23 protein-coding genes and 1 pseudogene are annotated in these 25,176 nt (G+C 71.7%); 16 read left to right on the top strand and 8 right to left on the bottom strand.

What is annotated here, in order from left to right; translation table 11 throughout:
• Nucleotides 1–96: 96 nt before the first annotated feature.
• The 3 genes from Voc01_RS03810 to dapB are packed head-to-tail and all read left to right on the top strand — an operon-like array spanning nt 97 to nt 2,345.
• Nucleotides 97–1,017 carry a helix-turn-helix domain-containing protein gene (locus Voc01_RS03810; protein ID WP_239159918.1) on the top strand — a complete coding sequence of 307 codons (921 nt, stop codon included), beginning with the start codon at nt 97–99 and terminating at the stop codon, nt 1,015–1,017.
• Complete coding sequence (locus Voc01_RS03805) at nt 1,014–1,559, top strand: dihydrofolate reductase family protein (protein ID WP_203925836.1); 546 nt, start codon at nt 1,014–1,016, stop codon at nt 1,557–1,559. The genes Voc01_RS03810 and Voc01_RS03805 overlap by 4 nt, the downstream gene beginning before the upstream one ends.
• 9 nt (nt 1,560–1,568) lie before the next feature.
• Nucleotides 1,569–2,345, top strand: coding sequence for a 4-hydroxy-tetrahydrodipicolinate reductase (dapB, locus tag Voc01_RS03800; RefSeq protein ID WP_203925835.1), 777 nt, complete (start codon nt 1,569–1,571; stop codon nt 2,343–2,345).
• Nucleotides 2,346–2,392: 47 nt separating this feature from the next.
• Here the strand turns inward: dapB and Voc01_RS03795 are convergent, their stop codons facing one another.
• Nucleotides 2,393–3,442, bottom strand: a complete 1,050-nt coding sequence (locus Voc01_RS03795) for an aldo/keto reductase (protein ID WP_203925834.1) — start codon at nt 3,440–3,442, stop codon at nt 2,393–2,395.
• A gap of 78 nt (nt 3,443–3,520) precedes the next feature.
• Here Voc01_RS03795 and Voc01_RS03790 point away from each other — a divergent pair, with 78 nt between their 5' ends.
• Nucleotides 3,521–4,126, top strand: coding sequence for a TetR/AcrR family transcriptional regulator (locus tag Voc01_RS03790; protein WP_203925833.1), 606 nt, complete (start codon nt 3,521–3,523; stop codon nt 4,124–4,126).
• Between the two features lie 70 nt (nt 4,127–4,196).
• Here the strand turns inward: Voc01_RS03790 and Voc01_RS03785 are convergent, their stop codons facing one another.
• The gene (locus Voc01_RS03785) at nt 4,197–5,609 is read right to left on the bottom strand and encodes a DHA2 family efflux MFS transporter permease subunit (RefSeq protein ID WP_203925832.1); all 1,413 of its coding nucleotides are present in this window, start codon (nt 5,607–5,609) and stop codon (nt 4,197–4,199) included.
• 79 nt (nt 5,610–5,688) lie between these two features.
• Between Voc01_RS03785 and Voc01_RS03780 the strand changes: the two genes are divergently transcribed.
• Together Voc01_RS03780 and Voc01_RS03775 are read left to right on the top strand one after the other, a co-directional pair.
• Complete coding sequence (locus Voc01_RS03780; RefSeq protein ID WP_203925831.1) at nt 5,689–6,258, top strand: TetR/AcrR family transcriptional regulator; 570 nt, start codon at nt 5,689–5,691, stop codon at nt 6,256–6,258.
• 159 nt (nt 6,259–6,417) lie between these two features.
• Nucleotides 6,418–7,194: an SAM-dependent methyltransferase gene (locus Voc01_RS03775; RefSeq protein ID WP_203925830.1), complete on the top strand. Its 777-nt coding sequence runs from the start codon at nt 6,418–6,420 to the stop codon at nt 7,192–7,194.
• A 34-nt stretch (nt 7,195–7,228) separates the two neighbouring features.
• Here the strand turns inward: Voc01_RS03775 and Voc01_RS03770 are convergent, their stop codons facing one another.
• Nucleotides 7,229–8,800 carry an ADP-ribosyltransferase domain-containing protein gene (locus Voc01_RS03770; RefSeq protein WP_203925829.1) on the bottom strand — a complete coding sequence of 524 codons (1,572 nt, stop codon included), beginning with the start codon at nt 8,798–8,800 and terminating at the stop codon, nt 7,229–7,231.
• A gap of 124 nt (nt 8,801–8,924) precedes the next feature.
• On the opposite strand from Voc01_RS03770, the gene Voc01_RS03765 reads away from it, so the two are divergent.
• Nucleotides 8,925–9,584 carry a macro domain-containing protein gene (locus tag Voc01_RS03765; RefSeq protein WP_203925828.1) on the top strand — a complete coding sequence of 220 codons (660 nt, stop codon included), beginning with the start codon at nt 8,925–8,927 and terminating at the stop codon, nt 9,582–9,584.
• Between the two features lie 72 nt (nt 9,585–9,656).
• On the opposite strand, the gene Voc01_RS03760 is transcribed toward Voc01_RS03765, so the two are convergent.
• Nucleotides 9,657–9,830, bottom strand: coding sequence for a hypothetical protein (locus Voc01_RS03760; protein WP_203925827.1), 174 nt, complete (start codon nt 9,828–9,830; stop codon nt 9,657–9,659).
• 244 nt (nt 9,831–10,074) lie between these two features.
• Here Voc01_RS03760 and Voc01_RS03755 point away from each other — a divergent pair, with 244 nt between their 5' ends.
• The 3 genes from Voc01_RS03755 to Voc01_RS03745 all read left to right on the top strand — a co-directional run bounded on the left by Voc01_RS03755 (nt 10,075) and on the right by Voc01_RS03745 (nt 13,400).
• On the top strand, nt 10,075–11,268 hold the full coding sequence (locus Voc01_RS03755; RefSeq protein ID WP_203925826.1) for a pyridoxal phosphate-dependent aminotransferase: 1,194 nt from the start codon (nt 10,075–10,077) through the stop codon (nt 11,266–11,268).
• 99 nt (nt 11,269–11,367) lie between these two features.
• A complete protein-coding gene (locus Voc01_RS03750; protein WP_203925825.1) occupies nt 11,368–12,522 on the top strand; it encodes an NAD(P)/FAD-dependent oxidoreductase in 1,155 nt (384 codons plus the stop codon).
• Complete coding sequence (locus Voc01_RS03745) at nt 12,519–13,400, top strand: RNA polymerase sigma-70 factor (protein WP_203925824.1); 882 nt, start codon at nt 12,519–12,521, stop codon at nt 13,398–13,400. The genes Voc01_RS03750 and Voc01_RS03745 overlap by 4 nt, the downstream gene beginning before the upstream one ends.
• Here the strand turns inward: Voc01_RS03745 and Voc01_RS03740 are convergent.
• Together Voc01_RS03740 and Voc01_RS03735 are read right to left on the bottom strand one after the other, a co-directional pair.
• The gene (locus tag Voc01_RS03740) at nt 13,395–14,285 is read right to left on the bottom strand and encodes an endonuclease/exonuclease/phosphatase family protein (RefSeq protein ID WP_203925823.1); all 891 of its coding nucleotides are present in this window, start codon (nt 14,283–14,285) and stop codon (nt 13,395–13,397) included. The two genes, Voc01_RS03745 and Voc01_RS03740, sit on opposite strands and share 6 nt — an antisense overlap.
• On the bottom strand, nt 14,278–15,177 hold the full coding sequence (locus Voc01_RS03735) for an aminoglycoside phosphotransferase family protein (protein ID WP_239159917.1): 900 nt from the start codon (nt 15,175–15,177) through the stop codon (nt 14,278–14,280). Before Voc01_RS03735 ends, Voc01_RS03740 begins: the two co-directional genes overlap by 8 nt.
• Nucleotides 15,178–15,199: 22 nt before the next feature.
• Between Voc01_RS03735 and Voc01_RS03730 the strand changes: the two genes are divergently transcribed.
• Both Voc01_RS03730 and Voc01_RS03725 read left to right on the top strand, forming a co-directional pair.
• Complete coding sequence (locus Voc01_RS03730; RefSeq protein ID WP_239159916.1) at nt 15,200–15,544, top strand: winged helix-turn-helix transcriptional regulator; 345 nt, start codon at nt 15,200–15,202, stop codon at nt 15,542–15,544.
• Nucleotides 15,545–15,592: 48 nt separating this feature from the next.
• Nucleotides 15,593–17,788 (top strand): LLM class flavin-dependent oxidoreductase, encoded by a 2,196-nt coding sequence (locus tag Voc01_RS03725; RefSeq protein WP_203925820.1) that lies wholly within the window; start codon nt 15,593–15,595, stop codon nt 17,786–17,788.
• A 308-nt stretch (nt 17,789–18,096) separates the two neighbouring features.
• On the opposite strand, the gene Voc01_RS03720 is transcribed toward Voc01_RS03725, so the two are convergent.
• Nucleotides 18,097–19,464: an aminotransferase-like domain-containing protein gene (locus Voc01_RS03720; RefSeq protein WP_203925819.1), complete on the bottom strand. Its 1,368-nt coding sequence runs from the start codon at nt 19,462–19,464 to the stop codon at nt 18,097–18,099.
• A gap of 83 nt (nt 19,465–19,547) precedes the next feature.
• On the opposite strand from Voc01_RS03720, the gene Voc01_RS03715 reads away from it, so the two are divergent.
• From Voc01_RS03715 to Voc01_RS03705, 3 genes are all read left to right on the top strand, one after another.
• Nucleotides 19,548–20,339 (top strand): alpha/beta fold hydrolase, encoded by a 792-nt coding sequence (locus Voc01_RS03715; protein ID WP_203925818.1) that lies wholly within the window; start codon nt 19,548–19,550, stop codon nt 20,337–20,339.
• A 56-nt stretch (nt 20,340–20,395) separates the two neighbouring features.
• Entirely contained in the window at nt 20,396–23,116 is a 2,721-nt protein-coding gene (locus Voc01_RS03710; RefSeq protein ID WP_203925817.1) for an AfsR/SARP family transcriptional regulator, read from the top strand.
• A gap of 158 nt (nt 23,117–23,274) precedes the next feature.
• Nucleotides 23,275–24,330 (top strand): hypothetical protein, encoded by a 1,056-nt coding sequence (locus tag Voc01_RS03705; RefSeq protein WP_203925816.1) that lies wholly within the window; start codon nt 23,275–23,277, stop codon nt 24,328–24,330.
• On the opposite strand, the gene Voc01_RS03700 is transcribed toward Voc01_RS03705, so the two are convergent.
• Nucleotides 24,294–24,683 (bottom strand): winged helix-turn-helix transcriptional regulator, encoded by a 390-nt coding sequence (locus Voc01_RS03700; RefSeq protein ID WP_239159915.1) that lies wholly within the window; start codon nt 24,681–24,683, stop codon nt 24,294–24,296. The genes Voc01_RS03705 and Voc01_RS03700 overlap by 37 nt on opposite strands.
• A gap of 65 nt (nt 24,684–24,748) precedes the next feature.
• Here Voc01_RS03700 and Voc01_RS54570 point away from each other — a divergent pair.
• Nucleotides 24,749–24,958, top strand: a pseudogene (locus Voc01_RS54570) (NAD(P)-binding domain-containing protein); the annotation flags it as partial.
• Between the last annotated feature and the right edge of the window lie 218 nt (nt 24,959–25,176).

The raw sequence follows: 25,176 nt of genomic DNA, 5'->3' as shown, positions 1-25,176 counted from the left end.
AAGTGGTCACTCAGGAACTAACGGGCCGCCTCCGGCGCCGGTTACCCGAGCAAGAACGGTCGGGTCCGGACGCGTACCGCTCGCGATACTCGACGTGTGGAACGGGATCGCCTTCGGGAACTGCTCGACGCGGTGCTCGCCGACGACGCGGACGGTGGGGCGCGAACGCTGAACGACATGGCGGGTGACGCGTTCACGTCTCCGTTCCATTTCAGCCGGATGCTGTCGCGCGAGACGAAAGAACCGCCCGTCGCGATGCGTCGCCGGGTGTTGCTGGAGCGGGCCGCCTGGCAGCTGCGGCGCGGGTCGTCGGTCGCCGATGCCGCGTGGGCGGCCGGTTACGACTCGGTCGAGGGGTTCTCGCGGGCGTACTCGCGGGCCTTCGGCCACCCGCCGAGCCGGCCCACCGCGCGGCACTGGCTGCCGGCACCGAACGGCATCCATTTCCATCCGCCGATCTCGCTGTGGGTCGACTCGACCGAGCGCGTCGGCAACCCGCTCGCCGAACAGCTCGTGCGCCACGACCTCGACGACACCCGCGCGCTGCTCGCGTACGCCGCGCGGCTGTCCGACGCCGAACTGCACGAGGTGAGGCTGCCCGGCACGGTGGTTCTCGAATGGGACCGCGCGGAGGAGTCGATCGGCGGCGTCCTCGCGAACCTCGTGTACACGAAGGAGATCTGGCTCGCGTCGATCGAGGGACGCGACACGCCACAGCGGTCCGGCGACGACCTGCTCGGCCGGCACGACGCCGTCGCCGCCGACTGGCTGGCGATGGTGCGGGACCTCGACGCGCGCGGCGGCTGGAACGACCGGCTCATCGACGCGCTCTGCGAACCACCGGAGAGCTTCGTGATGAGCAGCGTCATCGCGCACGTGCTGACGTTCTCCGCCCACCGCCGTCAACTCGCCCGGCACATGCTGCGGCTCGCCGGTCACAAGGTCGGTCCGGGTGACCCGATCACGTGGCTGCGCCGTCACCGCAACGAAGACACGACAGGAGACGACCTCGCATGACGAAGACGACCTACTACACCGCCAGCACCCTCGACGGGTTCATCGCCGACGAGCACCACTCCCTCGACTGGCTCCTGAAGCAGGACATCGACAAGGACGGCGCGATGAACTACGACGCGTTCATCGCCAATGTCGGTGCGATCGTCATGGGCGCCTCGACGTACGAGTGGATCGTCAGGCACCACGTCGACAAGGGCGAGGCGTGGTTCTACAGCCAGCCGTCGTGGGTGTTCACCCACCGCGACCTGAAGGGCATCGACGGGGCCGACATCCGGTTCACCCAGGCCGACGTCGAGTCCGTGCACGCCGAAGCCGTCGAAGCCGCGCGGGGTAAGGACATCTGGCTGGTCGGCGGCGGCGACCTGGCCGGCCAGTTCGCCGACGCGGGCCTGCTCGACGAGGTGATGGTCAGCTACGCGCCGGTGACCGTCGGCGCCGGCTTCCCGCTCCTGCCGCGGCGGCTCGACCTGCGGCTGCGCGAGACCGGGCGGAACCGCGCGTTTGTGACGGCTGTCTATGACGTGGTCGGCAGGCTGCCGTAGGGTCCGTGCGTGCTGAACGTGTGCTTCGCCGGCGTCACCGGCTGGACCGCCGCGGCGATCGTCCCGGCCATCGACGCCTCGTCCGACCTCGCGCTCACCGTGGGCGTGGCCCGCTCGTCCGCCGGGCGGACCCTGTTCGGGGCGCCCGTCGTCGCGACGGTGAAGGAAGCGGTGGCGGCGGCGCCGGTCGACGTCGTCGTCGACTTTACGAAGGCCGGCGCCGTGCGGGGCAACGTGTCGGCCGCGATCGAGGCCGGGAAGCACGTGGTGATCGGCACCAGCGGCCTCACCGCCGACGACTACGCCGAGATCGACGCGCACGCCCGCGCGCAGGGCGTCGGGGTGCTCGCCGCCGGCAACTTCTCGGTGATGGCGGCGGTCCTGCGACGCGCCGCGGCGACCGCCGCCCGGCACCTCGGGCACTGGGAGATCATCGACTACGCCAGCGCCACCAAGGGCGACGTGCCCAGCGGCACCGCGCGCGAGCTGGCCGAGACCCTGGGCCAGGTCAGGCAACCGGGCGGCGCGGTGCCCCTGGACGCGTTGCACGGTCCGGTCGAGGCCCGGGGCGCCGACATCGCCGGGTCGCGGGTCCACTCGGTGCGGCTGCCCAGCTTCGTCGTCTCCACGGAGGTCGTTTTCGGCGGGACCGGCGAGCGGCTGGTCATGCGTCACGACCCCGGCCCGTCGGCCGAGCCGTACGTGGCCGGCGCCCTGCTCGCGATCCGCCGGGTCGCCGACCACGTCGGGGTGCGCCGGGGCATCGACTCACTGCTGTTCGACTAGCGCCTGTCTCGGAAGGGGGGCCGAGCCGAGGCCCGCCGCAGGGCCGGTCAGCCCTCCGAAACAGACGCTAGCGGCGGGTTGACGCGGGCGAAGGCCGCCTGGCGGTGGTACGGGAAGTGCGGGTACGGCGCGGTTCGCGTGCTCACCGCGTCCAGTCGCTTTTCCTGCTCTTCCGAAAGCCGCCACCCGACGGCGCCGAGGTTCTCGCGGAGCTGGCGCTCATCGCGGGCGCCGACGATGACCGATGCGACGGTCGGCCGGTGCAGCAACCAGTTGAGCGCGATCTGCGGGACGGTCTTTCCGGTTTCCAGGGCGAGGTCGTCGAGGACGTCGACGATGTCGTAGAGGTGCTCGTCGTCGACGGGTGGGCCGAAGCTCGCCGTGTCGTGCAGCCGGCTGCCTTCCGGCAAGGGCTGGCCGCGGCGGACGCGGCCGGTGAGGCGACCCCAGCCGAGCGGGCTCCACACCAGCGCGCCGACGCCCTGGTCCTTGGCGAGGGGCATCAGGTCCCACTCGTAGTCGCGCCCGACGAGCGAGTAGTAGACCTGGTGCGCGACGTACCGCGGGTAGCCGTACCGGTCGGCCACGGCGAGCGACTTCATCAGCTGCCAGCCGGCGAAGTTCGAGACGCCGACGTAGCGGAGCTTGCCGGCGCTCGTCAGCCGGTCGAGCGCCTGCAACGTCTCCTCGACCGGGGTGCCGGCGTCGAACGCGTGCAGCTGGAAGAGGTCGAGGTGGTCGGTGCCCAGTCTTGTGAGCGCGCTGTCGACCGCCCGGATCAGCCGTGCCCGGGAGGTGCCGGCCTCGTTCGGGCCGTCGCCGGTCGGCAGGCCGGCCTTGGTCGACAGCAGCACGCGGTCTCGCCGGCCCTTGACCGCCGCACCGAGCACCTCCTCCGACGCGCCGTCGGAGTAGACGTCGGCGGTGTCGAACAGCGTGATGCCCGCGTCGAGGCAGATGTCGACCATTCTTCGCGCCTCGGTGACGTCGGTGCTCCCCCATGCGCCGAAGAGTGGGCCGCTGCCGCCGAAGGTGCCGGCTCCGAAGCTCAGCGCCGGGACGGTCAACCCGGACGCGCCCAGTCGCCTGTACTCCATGCTGTCCTCCATGCCGTGCCTCCTAAAGGTACTCTGGTTCCATTAATGTAGCACCGTTAACGGAACTGGAGTCCCGATATGGCGGAGGCCACGCCCGCTCTGGCGCGGCCCGGTGGGCGCACCGCGCGCGTGCGGGCCGATGTCCTGCGCGCCGCCGGCGACGTGCTGGCCAGCGAGGGCTTCGACCACCTCGACCTGGCCGACGTGGCCCGCCGCGCCGGGGTCGGCAAGACCACCGTGTACCGGCGCTGGGGGACCGTGGCCGCCCTGGTCGCCGACCTGCTGGTCGACATGGCCGAGCAGTCGCTGCCCCGCACCGACACCGGCTCGCTCGACGGCGACCTGCGCGCCAACGCCCGCCTCGTCCAGCGCACGCTCACCGACCCCCGGCAGGGCCCGCTGTTCCGGGCGGTGATCGCGGCCGCGACCTGCGATGCCCACACGGCCGAGGCGCTGCACCGGTTCTACCGCGTGCGGATCGAGGAGTGGGCGCCGTGTGTGGAGCGTGCCGTCGAGCGGGGCGACCTTCCGGCGGGCACCGACCCGCACGAGGTCGTCCGCGCGGTGTCGGCCCCGCTGTACTACCGCGCCCTGGCCTCCGGCGATCCCCTGGACGAGGCCGCCGCCGACCGGGCGGCCGCCGCTGCCGCTGCCGCCGCGCGGGCCGGAGCTTTCACCGCATGAACGACCGGGCACGTACGAACATCATCAGCGCGGAATGATGTTCGTGCGTGCCCGGTCTGTGGAGCGGTGGTCAGTTCCGATTGCGGCCGGGGAGGAAGGCCGCCACCACGGCGCCGACCGCGATGATGGCGGCGCCGACCATCACGGCAGGGACGATGCCCTCGACGAACGACTCGCGGCTGGAGTAGTCGCCGTGTGAGCTGAACACCGAGGCCAGCACCGCGACGCCGACCGCCACGCCGAGTTCCCGGATGGTGTTCGTCGCGCCCGACGCCACCCCGCGGAGGTTCTCCTCGGCGCTGGCCAGGGCCAACGTGCTGATCGGGGCGAACGTCAGGCCCATGCCGATGCCGGCGAGGATGAACGCGATCACCAGGTCGGAGTAGTCGACCGTCGTGGTCGTGGCGGCCGCGATCCAGAACACGCCGGCGGCGAGCGACACCTGGCCGGCGACGATCAGGTTCCGCAGCCCGAGCCGGTCGGCGAAGATGCCGGCCACCGGGGCGACCACCATCGGCGCCATCGTCCAGGGGAGTGTCCGCACGCCGGCCTCCAGCGGGCTGAGGCCCTGGACCACCTGAAAGAACTGGGCCAGCAGGAACACCGAACCGAATGCGCCGGCCGAGAACGTCAGCGCCACCACGTTGACCAGGCTGAAGCCGCGCGACCGGAACAGGTGCATCGGAAGCATCGGCGCCCGGGCCCGCAACTGCCAGACGACGAACGCGGCGACCAGCACCGCGCCGGAGATCAGCATGCTGAGCACGCGGGTCGAGGTCCAGCCGTGGTCGGGACCGTCGACGATCCCCCAGACCAGCAGCAGCATGCCGGCGGCCGACAGCACCAGGCCGAGCGGGTCGAGGCGGACGGCGCCGCCGCGCGACTCGGGCAGCACGGTGGCGGCGAGCACCACCGCGACCACGCCGACGGGCACGTTCAGCCAGAAGATCCAGGACCAGTCGAGCCCCTCGACGACCGCGCCACCGACCACCGGTCCGACCGCGACGCCGAGTCCGCTGATGCCGCCCCAGATGCCGACGGCGGCGCTGCGCATCCGGTCGGGCACCGCCTGCGCGAGCAGCGTGAGCGACAGCGGCGCGACCGCCGCCCCGGCGAGGCCCTGTACGGCGCGGGCCGCGATCAGCTGCCACGGCGCCGCGGCGATCGCCGCCGCTGCCGAGGCCAGCGTGAACACCGCGATGCCGGCGATGAACATGCGCCGCCGGCCGATCCGGTCGCCGAGTGCCGCCGCGGTGAGGAGGAACGCGGCGAACGGCAGCGTGTAGGCGTTGACGAACCACTGCAGGTCGGTGATCGACGCGCCCAGCGACGTGCGGATGACCGGCAGCGCCGTGGTCACGACCAGGTTGTCGAGCGTGACCATGAAGACCGGGATCCCGACCGCCGCCAGGATCCAGCCGAGCTTTCCGGGGGTCCGCGGACGGCGGTTCGCCGCGGGCCTCTCGATGGTGGTCGTTGACATGATCGGATCCCCTTGTGGTTATTCACTGATAACTAGTCTCTGTCGGCCAATGTAGTTATCGACTGATAACCTGTCAACCATGAGGACCCGTCTCACCGCCGAAGAGCGCTCCGAGCAGCTGATCGCCGCCGCCGTGACGGCGTTCAGCCACGGCGGCTACAGCGGGACGACCACCGACCAGGTGGCCCGGCTGGCCGGGGTCTCCCAGCCGTACGTCATCCGGCTCTTCGGCAGCAAGCAGGCCCTGTTCATCGCGACCGTGGAACACGCCGCCACGCAGATCGAGCGGAAATTCCGCGAGGCTGCCGACGTGCGGCCCGACCTGCAGAGTCTCGGCGAGGCCTACGACGCGATCCTGGCCCAGCGCGAGCTGGTCACCGTGCTGCTGCACGGGTTCACCACCGGTTCCGACCCGGCGCTCGGGCCGGTGGTCCGCCGCTGCTTCGGCCGGATCTACCTGGCCGTCCGCGAGCTCACCGGCGCCACCGTCGACGAGGCCCGCGAGTTCCTGGCGATGGGCATGCTGCTGTCGGTCCTCGACGCGCTGCAGGTGATCGGCCCGGGTGCGGCTCCGGCGGAGCCGTGGATGGAGGAGCTGGTCAGCACGATCGAGGGGCTTCGCGAGGCGAAGCTCGGTCCGCCGGCGTAGCCGTCCTCGGCCGGGCCCGGCGCGGGGTCGCCCATGGGGTGGATTGCCGTCTGCCGCACCACGTTGACCGGTTACCGACCCGTCGAGGTCGATTGACCGGTACCGGGCGGCATTGCCTAGGATCGTCAACCTGACGGCGGCTCCATCGAAGGATGCTTGATGACCGATCCCAAAGTCGACGACTCGCGACCCAGCAGTGCGCGGTTGTGGAACTACCTCCTGGGCGGTAAGGACAACTTCGCCGTCGACCGGGAACTGGGTGACCAGATCCGCGTGGCCCACCCGGAGATCGCGGCGGTGGCGCAGTCGCAGCGGAAGTTCCTGATCCGCGCGGTCACGCTGCTCGCCGGCGAGCTCGGCGTCCGCCAGTTCCTCGACATCGGTACCGGGCTGCCGACCGCGAACAATACCCACGAGGTGGCACAACGGGTGGCGCCCGCTTCACGGATCGTGTACGTCGACAACGATCCGCTGGTGCTCTCGCACGCGCGTGCGTTGCTGACGAGCTCGTCCGAGGGGAAGACGGCGTACATCGACTCCAACGTCGAGGATCCGGAGCGGATTCTCGCTGACGCCGCTCAGACGCTCGACCTCACCAGACCGGTCGCCCTGACCATGATCGGCATTCTGGGCAACGTCGCCGACTATGCCGAGGCCCGGTCGATCGTCGAGCGGCTGCTCGCCGCGGTGCCGTCGGGCAGCTACCTCGTGGTGAGCGACGGCACCGACACCAGCGCCCACAGCATCGAGAGCGAGCGGGTCGCCAAGGAAGGCGGCCACACGTACAACCTGCGCTCGCCCGAGCAGATCGCGGGCTACTTCGAGGGCCTCGAGCTGCTTCCGCCGGGCGTGGTGTCGACACCGCGGTGGCGACCGGACCCGGGAACCGACCCGGCCGCCCTCGACGTCTACTGCGGCGTCGGCCGCAAGCCCTGACCGGTACTGCGGGTCGGCCGCAAGCCCTGACCGGCTACGCGACCTGGGTCTGTTCGTCGAGCTCGGTGAGGCTCACCGTGCACAGGCCGCCCCTTTCGGCCTTGACGTTGGTGACCGTGAGCTGCGTGCCCGGCGTGAGGATGAACTCCTCCTCGCCGGTGAACGCCGAGAAGCGACGGATACCCACGGCCCGCTTCGGCATGACCTCGAACAGGGTCCGCTTGCCGCGACCACCCATGAACGCCTTCGCCACACCGAGCTTCGACGTGCACGACGACACACCCCACCACGTGACGGTGTGCCCGAGCGGGTACTGCGCCCGCAGGTCGAGCGACACCCCACGCCACAACGGTTCGGTGCGCACCGGCAGCCGTGACACGGCCGAGAACAGCAGCCGCAGGTACGGCAGGTAGGGGACGACACGACTGCGGTCGGGATGCCGGAGCGTGGCGTTGATCTGCCGGTAGAACGCCGACTCGCAGGTGTACAGGTACAGCGCGGCGACCTCGTCGGCCGACAGGCCGCTGGTCGTCTGTCCAAGGCCGAACTGATGTGACTGTTCCACATGCCAGTCGAGCCCAGCCAACAGCTTCGACACCGGTGCGACGGCCGCACGGAAGTCCATCAGCGGGGTGGCGAACACGCCGGTGATCGCGGGCAGGACGAGGCCCTCGTCCTTGACGCTGGCGAGCCGCTCGAGGTAGAGCTTGTGCAGCTCCATCGTGGACGTGATGAACGCACCCATCCGCTCGGACTCTCCGCCGGTCGCGTTCCAGCCCTTGCTGGGCAACCAGTCGATCTCGTCCTGCCCCAACGCCCGCAACGCCATGTTGACCGTGGCGAAGTGGTCGCCGTCGCAGAAGATGTCGCCCTGCGCGGCCGGGTTCGGGTGGTCGATGTGACGGACCTCGACCGACGGGTACTTCCGCTGCAGCCGGAGCACGACGTTCTTCAGGGTGCGGGCGTGCGCGCCCCACCAGGCGAACACGACACCGCGATCGGCCTCATCGGCGTCTGATTTCGCTTTGAGAATCTCCTCGACGAGCCGCTCGACGACCGGTCGCCAGAACGCGGTGTGCTGGTCGGTGGCCATCGCGCCGTCGCTGCTCGCGGTGAGCGCGGCGTTGAGCAGCAGGACGCCCTGCGTGAGCATCGCCTGGAACCACTCCGGCGGCTGCACGGCGTCTTGCTTCTTCAGCAGCGCGCGGATGTCGGCGATCGGTGTCTTCTTCGGGATGCCGTACTTCCACATCGCCGCCGCCTTGATGATGCAGCGGATCGACACCACCCGGCCGAACTGGCTGTCGGCCCAGTCGTGGAAGGTGTTGTCGAACATGGCGATTCCGGTGGCGCTCTCGGGCCGCGGGTAGGGGTTCTGCCCGAAGACGACGACCTTCCACTTGTGTGGTGGGTTCGGCTTGAGCGCCTGGAACGTCAGCTCCCGCACGGGCACCACCCGCGGGCTGCGACCGGCGCCGATGAACGTCGGCGCGCCCGGCTGCGCCTCGATGACGGGCTTCAGGAGCGGAAGCCACGGCTCGCCACCGCCGGTGAAGAGTTCGGCGAGCGCGAGTGGATCGGTGGGATCTGGTGTTGTCTCGCTCATTGTCGTCTCCCCCAGGTAGCGGTTGCGGAGGTGATGTTAGGACGGGGGTACGACACGAATTTATGTCGTACCCGACCGATAGGTTCCTGGGTGTCGGAGCGCCACCGTCCACACTGGAGTGAGCATGACAACCGATCACCTGAAAGTCGTCCTGCGTGACATCAACCCCAAGGTCGTCGAGGCGTGGCTGGCGGCGTTCGCCGACACACCCGACGTCGAGATCCACAAGGGCTCGATCGTCGACCAGCAGGCCGACGCGTGGGTCAGCCCCACCAACGCGAAGGGGCAGATGAACGGCGGCGTCGACGCGGTGGTCAAGCGGCACCTCGGCGCGGGCATCCAGCTCAAGGTGCAGAGGGCGATCCGTGACCGGTTCGCCGGCTCGATGCCGGTGGGCAGCGCGGTCTGCGTGCCGTCGGGTGCCACCAACCCGAAGTTCCTCATCTCGACACCGACGATGGTCCAGGTGGCGCAGGACGTCAGCGAAACCCTCAACGTCGCCCTGGCCTGCGCGGCCGCCTTCCAGGCCATCCACGTGCAGAACGAGAAGCGGCCGGGCAGCATCCGCTCGGTGGCCCTGGTGGGCATGGGCGCCGCCACCGGCCGCGTCCCTCCCCGCGTGTGCGCCAACCTGATGTGGACCGGCTACACCCTCTTCCACGACTCGTACTTCCGTAATTACGACGACCTGCGATCCACGATCCGCGAGCAACTCGGCGACATCGACAGCCGCCCGGAGGAGGAGCGCGTACGGATCACCCCGCCACCCGGCTCACGCCGCTAAGGAGCTTTCGGGATCAGGGTTCCGCCGGCCGCCGAGCCTCATGATCGACTCTGCTGGCGGAAACCTGAAGTGTCACTTCACCTTCTCGCCAGTGAAGATGATCAACAGGGGTGGCGACGGGAGCGGCCCCGACAACGGGCCAGCCAAGATCGAAAGTGGTGGCGACGTTCCGCTGTCTGCGGTGGCAAGAAACAGCAGAAACGTCGCACCACTTTCGATCACCAGCCGATCCGCGGTCGCCGGCACGATCGCGCTCCGTTGCGGTGGTCGTCGCAGCGGGAGGTGTTGAGAAGGAGCGCGGAGGCACCTTCGTCGTGCTCCGGTTGGGCCGCCCGGAACTGCCCCGAGTGGCCCGAACCGGCTCGGTCCCGGTGCGGCCCAGGCCCAGGCGCGGGCCCGGGCCCGGGCCCGGGCGCCACATTGGGCCCGGGCCGCGCGGTGGAGGCGGAAACGTCGACGGCCCGTGCCCCCGCGTGTGACCATCACCCGCATGTCACGTATCTCGCGTCGGGTGTCCGCCATCTCCGGGTCTGCCACGCTGGCCGTCGATGCCAGGGCACGGGCCATGCGTGACGCGGGACGGTCGGTGGTGGCGTTCGGGGCGGGGGAGCCGGACTTTCCGACGCCCGAGCACATCGTCGAGGCGGCGCGGCGGGCCTGCGGCGAGCTGCCGATGCAGAAGTACAGCCCGGTCGGTGGGTTGCCTGCACTGAGGGCGGCCATCGCGGACAAGACGGTCCGCGACTCGGGGTACCGGGTCGATCCGTCGCGGGTGCTGGTCACCAACGGGGGCAAGCAGTCGGTGTACCAGGTGTTCGCGACGTTGCTCGACCCCGGCGACGAGGTCATCGTGCCAGCGCCCTACTGGACCACGTATCCCGAGGCGATCGGGCTCGCCGGCGGGGTCCAGGTACCGGTGACGACCGACGAGACCACCGGGTACCTCGCCGGCGTCGACCGGTTGGAAGCGGCCCGCACGCCGCGGACGAAGGCGCTCCTGTTCGTCTCGCCGTCGAACCCCACCGGGGCGGTCTACCCACCGGAGCAGGTGGAGGCGATCGGACGGTGGGCCGCCGGACACGGGCTGTGGGTGGTCACCGACGAGATCTACGAGCACCTGGTGTACGGCGACGCGACGTTCCGCAGCATCGCCACCGCGGTGCCCGAGCTCGACGACCGGGTGGTGGTCGTCAGCGGTGTCGCCAAGTCGTACGCGATGACCGGGTGGCGGGTCGGCTGGACGATCGGGCCCGCCGACTTCATCGAGGCGGCGTCCAACCTGCAGTCGCACCTCACGTCCAACGTGTGCAACATCGCCCAGGCCGCCGCGATCGCGGCCCTGCGCGGCGACCTGACCGACGTGGCCGCCATGCGGACCGTGTTCGACCGCCGCCGCCGGACCATGGTGCGGATGCTCAACGAGATCCCCGGCGTCGTCTGCCCCGAGCCGCACGGCGCCTTCTACGCCTACCCGTCGGTGAAGGCGCTACTGGGACGCGAGATCCGCGGACACCGGCCGGCCACAAGCGCCGAACTCGCCGACCTGATCCTGGCCGAAGCCGGGGTCGCGGTGGTGCCCGGCGAGGCGTTCGGGACGCCCGGCTACGTGCGGCTGTCATACGCGTTGAGCGACGAACTCCTGGTCGACGGGCTCACCCGCCTCGCCCGGCTCCTTGCGGTGTGACCTGCGCCACCCCGGCTCACAGCGCACGAACCGACGCCGGTCCCGTGAATGTCAGACACGGGAAGGACGCAGGCTATGACACAGGCAATGACACAGGCAATGACCAGCATCGTGATCCTCGGCGCCGGATACGCCGGAATGGCAACCGCCATGAGCCTCGCCGGACGCACCCGCCGGCGCTCGGACGTGCGCGTCACGCTCGTCAACGGCAGCGACCGGTTCACCGAGCGGCTCCGGCTGCACCAGATCGCCTCCGGGCAGGAGCTGGCCGACCTCCGGATCCCCACCCTGCTCGCCGGCACCGGGGTGGACCTCGTCCGGGGCTGGGTCACCGGCATCGACGTCCACGCGAAGAAGATCCGGGTGGACGACGAGCGCGTGCTCCCGTACGACACGCTCGTCTACGCGCTCGGCGCGACCGCCGACACCGGTGCGGTCCCCGGCGCCGGTGAGCTCGCGTACACGCTCGACAGCGCCCACGACGCCGCAACGCTTGCCCGCGCGCTCCCCGACCTGCGCACCGTCGCCGTCTGCGGCAGCGGTCTCACCGGTGTGGAGGCGGCCGCCGAGCTGGCCGAGCGGCACCCCCACCTGCGGGTCACGCTCCTCGGGCGGCAGGAGCCCGGAGCGCGGCTGACCCCGAAGGCCAGGTCCTACCTGGACGCCGCGCTGGCGCGGCTCGGTGTCCAGGTCCGCGCCGGGGTCGAGATCGAGAAGGTGACGCCGGGCGGCGTCGAGGTCGCAGACGGCGCCACCACGGAGGCCGACGCCGTGCTCTGGACCGGCGGCGTCCGCGTGTCACCGCTCGCCGCGGCCGCCGGCCTGCGGGTCGACGCGCACGGCCGCATCGTCACCGACGCGGCACTGCGGTCGGTGTCGCACCCGTCGGTCTATGCCGTCGGGGACGCGGCGGCGGTGCGTCAGGGCTACGGGACCATGCACGGCACCTGCCAGGGCGGCATGCCGACCGGCGCGCACGCGGCGGCCTCGATCGCGCGGGAGCTGGCCGGCGCCGCGCCGAAGCCGTTCCGGTTCGGCTACCTGCACCTGCCGCTGAGCCTGGGCCGCGAAGACGCCGTCGTCCAGTTCACCCACCCGGACGACTCACCGAAACGCCTGTACCTGACCGGCAAACGGGCGGTCTGGTACAAGGAGACCGTGAGCTCGTCGCCGTGGCCGTCGTTCCGCCGGCTGTTCACGTCGCCCGCGGTCGGCATGCTGGGATGGCGGCGCGGCGGCCGGTACACGCGATGACGGATTTCGACGAGCACCGGAACCTGCTGTTCACCGTCGCCTACCGGATCCTCGGCACCGCGGCCGACGCCGAGGACGCCGTGCAGGACGCCTGGGTGCGGTGGTCGTCGGCCGACCGCTCGCAGGTCGCCGATCCGAAGGCCTACCTGGTGCGGATAGTCACCAACCTGGCCATGGACCGGCTGCGCTCGGCCAAGGCCCGCCGCGAAACGTACATCGGCCCCTGGCTACCCGAGCCGATCCTGACGACGGTCGAACCCACGGCGGAAACCGCGGCCGACGTCTCGATGGCGCTGCTGATGGTGCTGGAGAACCTGAGCCCGTTGGAGCGGGCGGTGTTCGTCCTCAAGGAGGCGTTCGGGTTCTCCTACGCCGAGATCGCCGACGCGGTGCAGCGCACCCCCGACGCCGTGCGGCAGGCGTGCCACCGCGCCCGCGGTCACGTGCAGGCGCGGCGGCCGCGGTTCCCGGCCAGCCGGGCGCAGCACCGCGAGGTCACCGAACGCTTCTTCGCCGCGGCGTCCGGCGGCGACATCAACACGTTGATGGACCTGCTCGCCCCCGACGTGACACTGTGGACGGACGGCGGCGGCAAGGTGCGCCAGGCGATGCGTCCGGTGACGGGCGCGCAGAAGGTCGCCACGTGGATGGCCGGCGTGAGCCAGCGTCCCTACGAGGGCGTCGACCCGACCGACATGACCGCCGAGGTGCTGGAGCTGAACGGCGCGTGGGGAGTGGTGATCAGCGGCGCCGGCCGGGTCATCGGGACCCTCACCCTCGACGTCGACGACGACGGCCGGATCCGCAGCATCCTCAACGTCGCCAACCCCGACAAGCTGCGCGCCGTCACCGATCGCTCGGTGCACCCCTTGTCATAGGCGAACCCGGGCGAGGAGCGGCAGGTGGTCGCTGCCGGTCCGGGGCAGCGCGCGCACCGAAACCACCGCGGCTCCCCGGGCCATGACCTGGTCGATGCGGGCCACCGGCGCACGCGCCGGCCACGTCAGGGCGACCCCGCGCGGCGCCCAGGTCAGCTGTGAAGACAACGGCTCCAGGCCGCGATCGTCCACTGTGGAGTTGAGGTCGCCGATCAGGATGGTCCGGTGCAACGGTTCGGAACGTAGCGCGGCGCCGAGTTTGCGGGCGCTGTCGTCGCGGCGGGCCGTGTCGAAGCCCGCGGTCGGCGACAGCCGCACCGACGGCAGATGCGCGACATAGACGGCGACGTCGCCGGACGGGGTCCGCACCACGGCCCGCAGCCCGCGGTTCCAGTCGGCGTCGAGGTTGCCCGGCTTGATGTCCAGGTGCCGCGCCTCGACGATCGGGAACCGCGACCACAGCCCGACTGTGCCCTGCACCGTGTGGTGCGGGTACCGGTCGGCCAGCGCGCCTTCGTAGTCGGAGACGGTTACCTCGGCCAGCCCGATGAGGTCGGGGCCGGAGGACGCCAGAGCGCGAGCGGTGCCCGCCGGATCGGGATTGACGTCGCTGACGTTGTGCTGCACCACGGTCAGGTCCGCGCGGTCGTCGGACGCCGGCAGGAACAGGCCGCCGAAGGAACCCAGCCAGACCACGGCGAACACCAGCGACGAGAGCAACGCCAGCCGCGACCGGACCAACAGCGCGACCTCGACGCACACCGGCACCGCCAGCACGAGCCATAGCAACACTGTCTCGAGGAGGCTGCCGTGCGGAACGAACCGGTGGAACACGACCAGCACCGACAGAAACAGCGCCAGCACCGCCGTGGACGCCCTAACCATCGGCGAGGATCCGCTCCAGGGTGCGCCGGCCCATCCGGCTCATCGTCGGGTTGCTGTCGAGGTAGTACCAGACGAGCCCGATCGCCTGCTGGAACGCCCACGCCTTCCCGCGTTCCCACTCGGGATCGTCGCAGCCGAGCCCGGACCGCAGGACCGCGCGCGGCCCGGGATCGAGGAGGTGCCAGGCGGCGACGAGATCCAGCGCGGGGTCGGCCGCCTTCAACCCACCGACGTCGAGCACACCGGCGAGGCGGCCGTCGGCGACGAGGACGTTGCCGGGTATCAGGTCACTGTGGTTCATGACCGGTAGACGGGTCGGTGGGAGGTCCCGGAAACGCGACCACAGCCGGCGCAGCTCACGTGCGTCCAATAGGGTTTCGCTCTTCTCGATGCACGAGAGCACGTATGCGTCGTGCGACCGCAATGTGCCGCCGCGGCCGGTGCCGGTGAACGTGCGGCCGCGCGGGTCGATCGCGCGGACGCCGCCGATGAACTCGGCGAGGTCGCGCGCGAACGGGACCGACGCGGCGGGGTCGTCGTCGGTGGCCGGGACGCCCGGTAGCCAGGTCTGCACCGACCACGGCAGCGGGTAGCCGTGGCCGGGCGCGCCGATCGCGACGGGTTCGGGTGTCGGGAACCGGGTGCGGCCGAGGAGTTCGCGGGCCGCGGCGAACTCGCGTGCGACGGCGTCGGGGTCGCCCGGTTCGAGCGGGAACCGCGCCGCGAGCGTGGGGCCGATGCGGAAGATGGCGTTCACCGTGCCGCTCGTGGCGACCGGTCGGATGGGCCGGTCCGTCCATTGTGGAAACTGCTCGGTGACCAGCGTGCGCACCGTCGCGAGCGGGATGTCCAACTGGTTGGGGTGCATGAGCTTCCATTTTCGAAGTGACATCGGGCAAGCTAGTGTCGAACGCGTGGCTGTGACGCGGAAGGTCCCGAAGGTCTCCGAGGCGTGCCTGCGTGGCGACGAGGCGCTCGCCAAGGCGTTCTCGTTCCTCGGCAAGCGCTGGAACGCGATGATCCTCGCCATCGTCGGTGCGGGTCCAATCGGTTTCCGTGACCTGTCCCGCACGATCGGTGGCATCTCCGACTCCGTGCTCTCCGACCGGCTCGCCGAGCTCACCCGGGCGGGGCTGCTCAGCCGCTCGGTCGAGCAGGGCCCGCCGGTGTCGGTCTCGTACGAGCTGACGCCCGTCGGGCTGGCCCTGATGCCGGCCCTGGAGCAGATCGCCCAGTGGTCCCATCGCCATCTCTCCTGAGCGCGCTACGATGAACGTAGCCACTTCGAAAATGAGAGTAGGGCAGTCATGGCGGACTACGGACACGAGCTGACGTTCGGCACGTTCCTCACGCCGCAGAACCAGCGGCCCGACCAGGTCGTCGCGCTGGCGCAGCTCACCGAGCGGGTCGGCTTCGACCTCGTCACGTTCCAGGACCACCCGTACCAGCCGGCGTTCCTCGACGCGTGGACGCTGCTCACGTGGGTCGCGGCTTCGACGTCGCGGGTCAAGGTGTCGGGCAACGTGCTGAACCTGCCGCTGCGGCAGCCGGCCGTGCTGGCGCGCGCCGCGGCGTCGCTCGACCTGCTCTCCGGCGGGCGGTTCGAACTCGGTCTCGGTGCCGGCGGCTTCTGGGACCCGATCGCCGCGATGGGCGGCCCGCGGCGCACGCCCGCGGAGGCCGTCTCCGCGCTGAGCGAGGCCATCGACGTCATCAGAGCCATCTGGGACGCCGACCAGCGCGGCGGCGTACGCGTCGCCGGCGACCACTACCAGGTGCAGGGGGCCAAACGCGGACCGGCGCCGGCCCACGACGTCCAGATCTGGCTCGGCGCGCTGAAACCGAAGATGCTGCGCCTGATCGGCGCGAAGGCCGACGGCTGGCTGCCGAGCCTGTTCTACCTCGAGGACGGCGACCTGGAGCGCGGCAACCGCATCATCGACGAGGCCGCCGCCGAAGCGGGACGCGACCCGCGCGAGATCCGCCGGCTGCTGAACGTGGGACCCGACACACCCCGCGAGGAACTCGTGGCGCTGGCCCTCGAGCAGGGTGTGAGCACGTTCATCCTCGCGAGCGACGACCCGGCCGTCATCGAGCGGTGGGGCAACGAGACGGCGCCCGCACTGCGGGAGGCTGTGGCGGGGGAGCGCGGCTCCGCCGCCCCGGAGGTGGTGCGTGGCCCAAAAGTCCTGGCGGCGCGGCGTAACGGCATCGACTACGACGCCATTCCCGCGTCGTTGAGGGCATCGGCGGTCGAGCCGGGCGACAAGGCGTACTCCAAGGTGCGCTCGACGTACATGCGCACCGGTTCGCCGGGACTCGTACTGCGGCCGGCCGGGGTCGAGGAGGTCGCCGAGGCGCTGGCGTTCGCGCGCAAGCACGAGGTGCCGCTGGCGGTCCGGAGCGGTGGTCACGGCATCAGTGGACGGTCCACGAACGACGGTGGCATCGTCATCGATCTGGGTCAGCTGAACAAGGTCGAGGTGGGTGACGGCGGGCTGGTCCGCGTCGGCCCCGGTGCCCGCTGGGGCGACGTCGCGGCGGCCCTGCACCCCCACGGTCTGGCGATGAGTTCCGGCGACTACGGCGACGTCGGCGTCGGCGGGCTGGCCACGGCGGGCGGGATCGGTTTCCTGGGCCGGCTCCACGGCCTGACGCTCGACCACGTCACCGCCGCCGACCTGGTGCTCGCCGACGGCAGCGTGGTGCGGGCCGACGCCGACCTGCTGTGGGCGGTGCGCGGCGCCGGCGCCAACGTGGGCATCGTGACGTCGTTGGAGCTGGCCGCCTACCCCTTGGACGACGTCGTCTACGCCACGATGATCTTCGACGCCACCGACACGGCCGGCCTGGTGACCCGCTGGGGCGAGCTGGTCGAGGCGGCCCCGCGCGAGCTGACCAGTTTCCTGTACCTCTTCGCCCAGCGCGGCGGTGCCCCGGTCGGGCGGGCGATCATCGTCTACGCCAGCGCCGACACCGATGCCGCCGTGGCGGCGCTGACGCCGTTCCTGCAGATCGCGCCGGTGCTCGACCAGCAGGCCCAGTTGGCCCCGTACGCAGCGATCGTGGCGCCGCAGGACAGTCCGCACACCGGCGGCCAGACCAACCCGCTGATCAGTAACGGCTTCGCCGTCCACCTCGACGACCGGATCGGCGATCTCCTCGGTGAGGGGCTGCGCAGCCACGTCGCCCCATGGGTGTCGATCCGTGCCGTGGGCGGCGCGGTCAACGACGTCGACCCGATGGACACCGCGTACGCCCACCGCGCGGTCAACTTCAACGTAAGCTCCGTCGGCGGCCGCGAGTCCGCGTTCCGTTCCCACTGGGACGACCTGCGCCCCCACCTGAACGGCCTGTACCTGAGCTTCGAGACCGACCCCCGTCCCCAACGCCTGCGCGACGCGTTCCCCGGAGAGACGCTGACGAAGCTGCGCGCCTTGAAGCGCCGGTACGACCCGGACAACGTGTTCAACCAGAACTTCCCGATCGACCCAGCGCTCTGAACTCAGCGCGGCGCGCCCAGGCGCTGCGCCGCGTGCGGCGTGCCCGTGCGGTGTGCCCCGTGCGGCGTGTGGCGTGCCCGTGCCGTGTGGCGCGCACCGCGCCTCCTGTGTCGCGCCCCGCGCCTCCTGTGTCGCGCCCGCGCCCCCCGTGCCGTGCCGCGCCCTCGTGCCGTCCCCCGGCCCTCGCGCCCTGCCCCCACCCCCGCGCCGTCCCCGGGCTCCGCGCCGATCTTGCACTCGTGGCCGCCCCTATGTCACCCTATGTCCGGCTTTATCTGGGGCCACAACTGCAAGATCGGCGCGGGGTGTCAGGCGAACTCGTCGTCGGGGGTGCCTTCGGCGATGGTCCGGAGGGTGTGCAGGGCCGCCGCCAGGACGTCGACCGGTGGCGCCGACAGCGCCAGCCGCACGGCGTTCGGGGTGCTGTTGTGCTGCACCGCGTACGCGGCACCGGGGGTCACGGCGATTCCGTGACGGGCGGCCGCGGCGACGAACGTCTCGGCGCGCCACCGCGCGGGCAGCCGCCACCAGCAGTGGTAGGAGCGCTGGTCGCCGATCACGTCGAAGCCGGCCAGGACCGTCCGGGCCAGCGCGTGCCGCTCCCGGGCATCGGCCCGCTTCTCGGCGACGATGGCCGCCACCGTGCCGTCCCGTACCCAGTGGGCGGCGACCTCGGCGGCGAACGCCGACGGGGTCCACGCCCCGGACCGCACTGCGGCCGACACCTGCCGCTCCTCCGCCGCGGAGCACGCGATCATCCCGACGGCGAGTCCGGGCGCCACCCGCTTGGACAGGCTGTCGACCACGAGGCTGCGGTCGGTCAGCGGCGGGGCCGGTTCGGTCAGGAACGAGTAGACGGCGTCCTCGATCACGGTGACCCCGCACGCCTCGAGCACCTCGGCCAACGCCGCTCGCCGGTCCGGTGGGACGGAGATGCCGAGCGGATTGTGCAGGCCCGGCTGCAGGTACACGGCCGTGAGCGGCGTTCGTCGGTGCGTGGCGCGCAGCCGTTCGGGAATGATCCCGTCGTCGTCCAGATCCAATGGGACCAGCGTGAGCCCCAGCCGTGCGCCCACCGCCTTCACGACGGGGTAGGTGAGCGGCTCGACGCCCAGCCGGTCGCCGGGCCGGGCGCATGTGGCGAGGGCCGCGGCGATCGCCTGCCGACCACTTCCAGTGAGCACGATCCGCTCGGGCCGCCACCCCGGCCGCACGAGCAACGAGGCGAGTACATCGGCGGCATTACCGGACGGCCCGGCGGGACGGGCGCCAGGTGCGTCGGCGGTGCGCACAGCGGCGGTGCCGGGCGGGCCGGCCCAGGGGCCGAGGGCCGCGGCCGCGCCACCGGTGCGGAGGAACTCCGCCATCGACGATGCCAGGCGGGCGCGCTGCTCAGGCTGGACCGGGAAGTTGAGCTCCAGATCGACACGCAGCCCGGTCGGCTCGGCCAGGACGGGGTCGGCCGTGGGGCGCATGGCGCGCACGAACGTCCCGCGCCCGACCTCGCCCACGATCAGGCCGCGCCGGGTCAGCTCCTGGTAGACCCGGGTGGCCGTCGACGCGGCCACACCGTGCCGGCGGGCGAACGCGCGGTGGGTCGGCAGGCGGGTACCCGGGGGCAGGTCGCCGGCCACGATCTGCCGGGCGACCGCATCGGCGAGCATCGTGAATTCCATGGATTGCACCGAGTTCAAAGTGGACGATTGCACCGAGATATTGCTCCCCTTAGCCTCGGATCGTCAACCTCGGGAGGCGACCAATGTCCACGATTCTGTTCATCCACGGCCATCCGTTCGACCGGTCGATGTGGCGGCCGCAGGTCGACCACTTCACCGCCCGCGGTTGGCGGGTACTCGCGCCCGACCTGCGTGGCTACGGCGCGGCGCCCACCGCGTCCGGGAAGGCCGCGTCCGGGACGGCCACCGCGCCGGTCGAGGATGACATGGTCACGCTGGCGGAGTTCGCCGCTGACCTGGTCGCGCTGCTGGATGCCGAAGGCATCAGGCGCGCGGTGGTCTGCGGCCTGTCGATGGGTGGGCAGATCGCCATGGAACTCGTCCACTCGTACCCGGATCGGGTTGCCGGCCTGGTGCTCGCCGACACCTCTCCGGCACAAGAGACAGAGGCCGGCAGGGCGGACCGCAGGCGCATCGCCGACGAGATCACCGCCGCCGGCATGGCCGGCTACGCCCGGGACCTGCTGCCGGGGATGCTCGCGGCGTCGACGATCGAGCGTCGGCCGGACCTGGCCGCGTACGTGCTGGAGATGATGGCCGCGGCGCCGGCGTCCGGTGCGGCGGCGGCCCTGCGCGGACGGGCCGAGCGGCGGGACTACGGCGCGACGCTCCTCACGCTCGGCCTGCCCACGCTCGTCGTGGTCGGTCGGGAGGACGCGTTCACGCCCGTCGCGGTGGCCGAGTCGACAGCGAAGATGCTCCGGAACGGACGGCTGGTGGTGCTCGACGGCGCCGGTCACCTGCCCAACCTGGAAGCGGCCGACGAGTTCAACGCGGCCATGGAGCACTGGCTGGGTGCCACCATGGTTCGGTAATGTCGGAAACTGAACAAACCCTGCCGGTTCCTCCCTCCCCTGCGTAGGAGGTGGACATGCGTATGCAGGTCCTGGGCCCGGTCCGGGTCTGGCACGGAGACGAGCCCGCCGACCTCGGGTCGACCGGCGAACGGGCGGTGCTCGGCCTGCTCGCGCTCGCCGCCGGCCAGTCGGTGTCACGGGCGGAACTGGTCGACGCGCTCTGGGGGTCGCAGCCACCGCCGACCGCGCGCAACATCATCCAGACCCGCATCAAACGCCTCCGGCGCGCGCTGGAACCCCGGCGCCCCTCGTACGGGCCGAGCGGCGTCCTGCTGACGGTCGGCGACGGGTACGCGCTCGACGCGTCCACCATTGATCTTGATCTTTCGCGGTTCCGGGAGCTGCTCGCCGAGGCGGCGACGGCCCGGCAACGGGGCGACTTCGCGCGGGTGGCGGTGCTGCTCTCCGATGCCCTGGGGCTGGGACAGGGCGAGCCGCTCGCCGATACTCCCGCGCTGGCCGACCACCCGAAGGTCACCACGCTCGTCGAGCAGCGCCGCACGGCGCGGGTGCAGTACGGCGAGGCCCTGCTGGCCGTCGATGCCGTGGCCGAGGCCACGACGGCACTGGAGGAGGCGGTCGCCGACCAACCGTTGGACGAGGCGGCGGTCGCCCTGCTGATCCGCGCGTACCGGGCCGCGGGCCAGCGGGCGCGGGCGTTCGCGGCCTACCACGCCACCCGCGACCGGCTGGCCGAGGAGCTGGGCATCGACCCGGGACCCGACCTCGCCGGCGTGCACGCCGCGCTGCTCACGGAAGAGCCGGACCCGTCGCCGGCCGGGCCGGCACAGCTGCCGAGCGACCTCGCGACGTTCGTCGGCCGCGTCGACGACCTGCGGCAGCTCGACAAGCATCAGGCCGCGGCGGTGGTGTGCGTCGGCGGCACGGCCGGCGTGGGCAAGACGACGCTCGTCACCCACTGGGCGCACCGGATGAGCCAGCACTTCCCCGACGGGCAGCTGTTCGCCGACCTGCGCGGGTTCGACGAACAGGGAGCGGACCCGGGCGACGTGCTCCGCGGGTTCCTGGAGGCGCTGCGGGTTCCGGCCGCGCGCATACCGTCCACAGTGGACGGACGGGTGAGCCTCTACCGCGGCATGCTCGCCGGTCGACGCATGCTCGTCGTGCTCGACAACGCCCGCGACGCCGAACAGGTACGGCCGTTGCTTCCCGGTAGCCCCGGATGCCTGGTGCTGGCCACCAGCCGCAACCAGCTCACCGGGCTGGTCGCCGCGAACGGCGCGTACCCGATGCGGCTCGACCTGCTGCCCGCCTCGGAGGCCCGCCAGCTCCTCGAGCGCCGGCTGGGAACCGAGCGGATCGCCGGTGAGCCGCAACCCGTCACCGAGATCATCGAACGGTGCGCGGGCCTGCCGCTGGCGCTGGCGGTGGTGGCCGCCCGCGCCGCCACCTACCCCGACTTCCGGCTCGGCGCGATCGCCGCGGAGCTGCGGTCGGGCCTCGACACGTTCGCCAGCGGCGACGACGCGACCGACCTGTGGACCGTGTTCTCCGCGTCGTACCGCGCCATCGGCCCCTCGGAGCAGCGGCTGTTCCGATTGATGTCACTGCATCCGGGACCGGAGATCAGCGCACCGGCCGCCGCGAGTCTGACCGGCTCGCCGGAAACCCGGCGCCACCTTGCCGAACTGACCCGCGGCAACCTGCTCAGCGAGCACCGGCCGGGGCGCTTCGGCGTCCACGATCTGCTCCGCGCGTACGCGTCCGATCTCACCCGGACCACCGACAGCGACGACGAACGCCGCGCCGCGCGACAACGCATGCTGGCCTACTACCGGGACACCGCGCGGACCGCCGGCCGGCTGGTCGACCCGCACCGGTCGCTCGCGGGCGAGACCGCACCGGCCACCGTCGAGGGGATCGCCGACGCCGAACAGGCCGTCGCGTGGTTCACCGCCGAGCGGCCGGCGTTGCTGGCCGTGCTCGCGGCGGCCGAGCGCGACGGGCTGCACTCCGACGTCCACGACCTCGCGCACGCGATGGCGATCTTCTTCCAGCGCCGCGGCTACTACCGGGACCTGGCCGACACCCAGGCGGCCGCGTTGCGCGCCGCCACGCGGCTGGGCGACCCGGTGGCGCAGGCCCGTTCGCACCGCGGGCTGTCGGCGGCGTACCACCGGCTCCGGCGGTTCGACGAGTCGCAGGACCACCTGAGGCAGGCGCTCGACCTGGCCCACGAGATCGGCGACACCCGCGACATCGCGTACATCCACCTCGCCTTCAGCACCCTGCTGGAGTCGCACGGCCACCGGTACGCCGAGGCGGTCGAGCACTCGCGGCTCGCGCTGGGCCTGTTCGAGGAGATCGGCGAACGCACCGGGCAGGCGCGGGCGCTCAACTCGATCGGCTGGATGCGGTCACAGCTCGGCGAGCACCGTGCGGCGCTCGCCGCGTGTGAGCGGGCGCTCGTCGTGCTGGAGGAGATCGGGGACCGGCACGGGCAGGGCATGACGTGGGACACCATCGGCCACGCCAGGCACCAGCTGGGGGACCACGAGGGGGCGGTCGCCAGCTACCGTCGCGCGGTCGACCTGCTGCGGGCGGCCGGCGACCGGTACATCGGTGCCGAGGCGCTCAGCCGGCTCGGCGACGTGCACGCCGAGGCGGGCGATCCCGACGCGGCACAGACCGCCTGGCGCGACGCGGTGGCGGTGCTCGACGACCTGGGGCACCCGGCCGCCGACGGCGTCCGCGCAAAGCTACGCCGCCGCTGACGCGGCCGGCGCGAGGCGCAACGCGCCCTGCGGGCCGCCGCTGACGCGGCGCCGCGCGAGCGCGCTGACCTGCGGCGACAGAATTCTTCCAGTCCACGTCCAGTGGGGTCTCGAAGACTGCTTGAGACAAATGCTGGTCGATGCCCGGGATGGTTCCGATGGACGAGCTACTGGTGGCACCTCCACCGCGGCGGACGACCGTGGCCGCCGCCGGTGTCCGCTTCCGGCCGGGACACTACGTCCGGCCGTGCGGCCTCCACTGGACCCCGCAGCGCCAGGACGCCGACTTCCGGTTCTTCGACGCCGTGGGCGGCAACCCGCACGTCGCGGGCTTCGTCGTCCACTTCACGTGGGCGTACTTCGAGGGCTCGCCGGGCGACTACTCGCGCGGGTTCCGCATCGTCGACGCGTACCTCGACAAGGTGGCCTCGCTTCCCACGCCGAAGTCGCTGATCCTGCACGTGGCCGACCGCTCGTTCGGCGAGCCGACCGCGAACGTGTACCCGCCGTACATCGTCAACAACGGCTGGGTCGCGGTGAAGCCGGCCGACCGGACATGGCCCGGCGGGCTGGTCTCGGTCGCGAAGCTGTGGCGCATCAGCGCGATGGACCGGCTCATCGCGATGAGCCGCGCCTACGCCGCCCGCTACGACGCCCATCCGAACCTGGCCATGTACGGGCTGGGCGAACCGGCGCTCGGGCCCGGCCTCGCGGCCGACGGCTCCCTCGCGCACCTCAAGCGCTGGTTCACGGAGAGCAAGAAGGCGTGGACCCGCACCCCGCTGCGGCTGTGCGTCACCTCCGCCGGCGACGACGCCGACCTGCTCGACCTGATCGACCACGCGTCGTCGACGGTGCGGCCCGGCGGGGTGGCGATCGGCGGACCCGATCCCGAACTGCCGCTGCCCACGCCGGTCCGCACGATCCAGGCCAACCGGCTGTTCCGCGGAGAGCGCCCGGCGACGCGTGACCTGCGCGGCGTCGTGCCGTGGGTGGGCGAGGTGCGGGAACTGGGCCTGGGTGACCGGTACACCGAGACCCCGCAGGAGATCTCCGACTACTTCCACCACCGGATGCGCTGCAACTACATGATCTGGCTGGCGAACACGCTCGTCGGCGGCGACGCGCAGCGCTGGCCCGCGATCCTCGCGCACCTCGCGGCGATCCGGGGCCGGACCTATCCCGACCGGCCCACGCTGGGCGTCTGGTCGTAGAGCCGGTCCTGCGCCGCGACCAGGTCGTCGCCGTACTCGGTGACCCACGCGCCGAGTGCCCGCATCGGCCCGTCGGCGAAGCTGCGGCCGAGGTCGGTCAACGCGTAGTCGACCCGCGGCGGCGCCTCGGCGAAGGAGCGCCGTTCGACGAGACCGTTGGACAGCAACCGGTTCAGCGCCTCGGTGAGCGCCTTGTCGCTGATGCCGCCGATACCCAGCCGCAGCGCCCGGCGCCGGCGCGGACCGGCGTGCAGCGCGGCGAGTACCACCGGGTCCCACGTGTGCGCGAACAGGTCGGTGGCCATCCGCAGGCGGCAGTCGGCCACCAGTTCCTCGCAACGGTCGGACCCCATGGTGACCATCGTGGCACCCGCGACACGCACCGGCCGGTGCGTATCGGGCTGGCTACGGTCGCCGCATGCGAATCGGAATCCTCGGCACCGGAACCCTCGCCACGGCGCTCGCCACCGGCTGGTCCCGGGCCGGACACGACATCGTCGTCGGCGGCCGCTCGCCCGCGAAGGCCGAGGCGCTCGCGGCGACCATCGGCGGCGTCGCCCGTCCCCTCGACGGGGTCGCGGACGGCGCCGACGCGGTGCTGCTCGCGGTCACCTGGACGGCCGCCGCCGAGGTGCTGGCCGCGGCCGGTCCGCTGACCGGCGTGCCGCTCATCGACCCGACCAACCCCGTCGACCACGGCGTCGGCGTGTTGCGCGTCGCACCGGGCGGGTCGTTCGCCGGTCGGCTCGCCGAACTCGTGCCGGGCGCGCACGTGGTCAAGGCGTTCCACCTCTTCCCGTCGACGCTGTGGACCGGACCCGGCACCGGCACGGCGACCGTCGCCAT

Origin of the sequence: Virgisporangium ochraceum (genome assembly GCF_016863655.1) — a bacterium.
Taxonomy (GTDB): domain Bacteria; phylum Actinomycetota; class Actinomycetes; order Mycobacteriales; family Micromonosporaceae; genus Virgisporangium; species Virgisporangium ochraceum.
The sequence above is the reverse complement of the archived record's forward strand: the minus strand, read 5'-3'. Positions and strand labels throughout refer to the sequence as shown.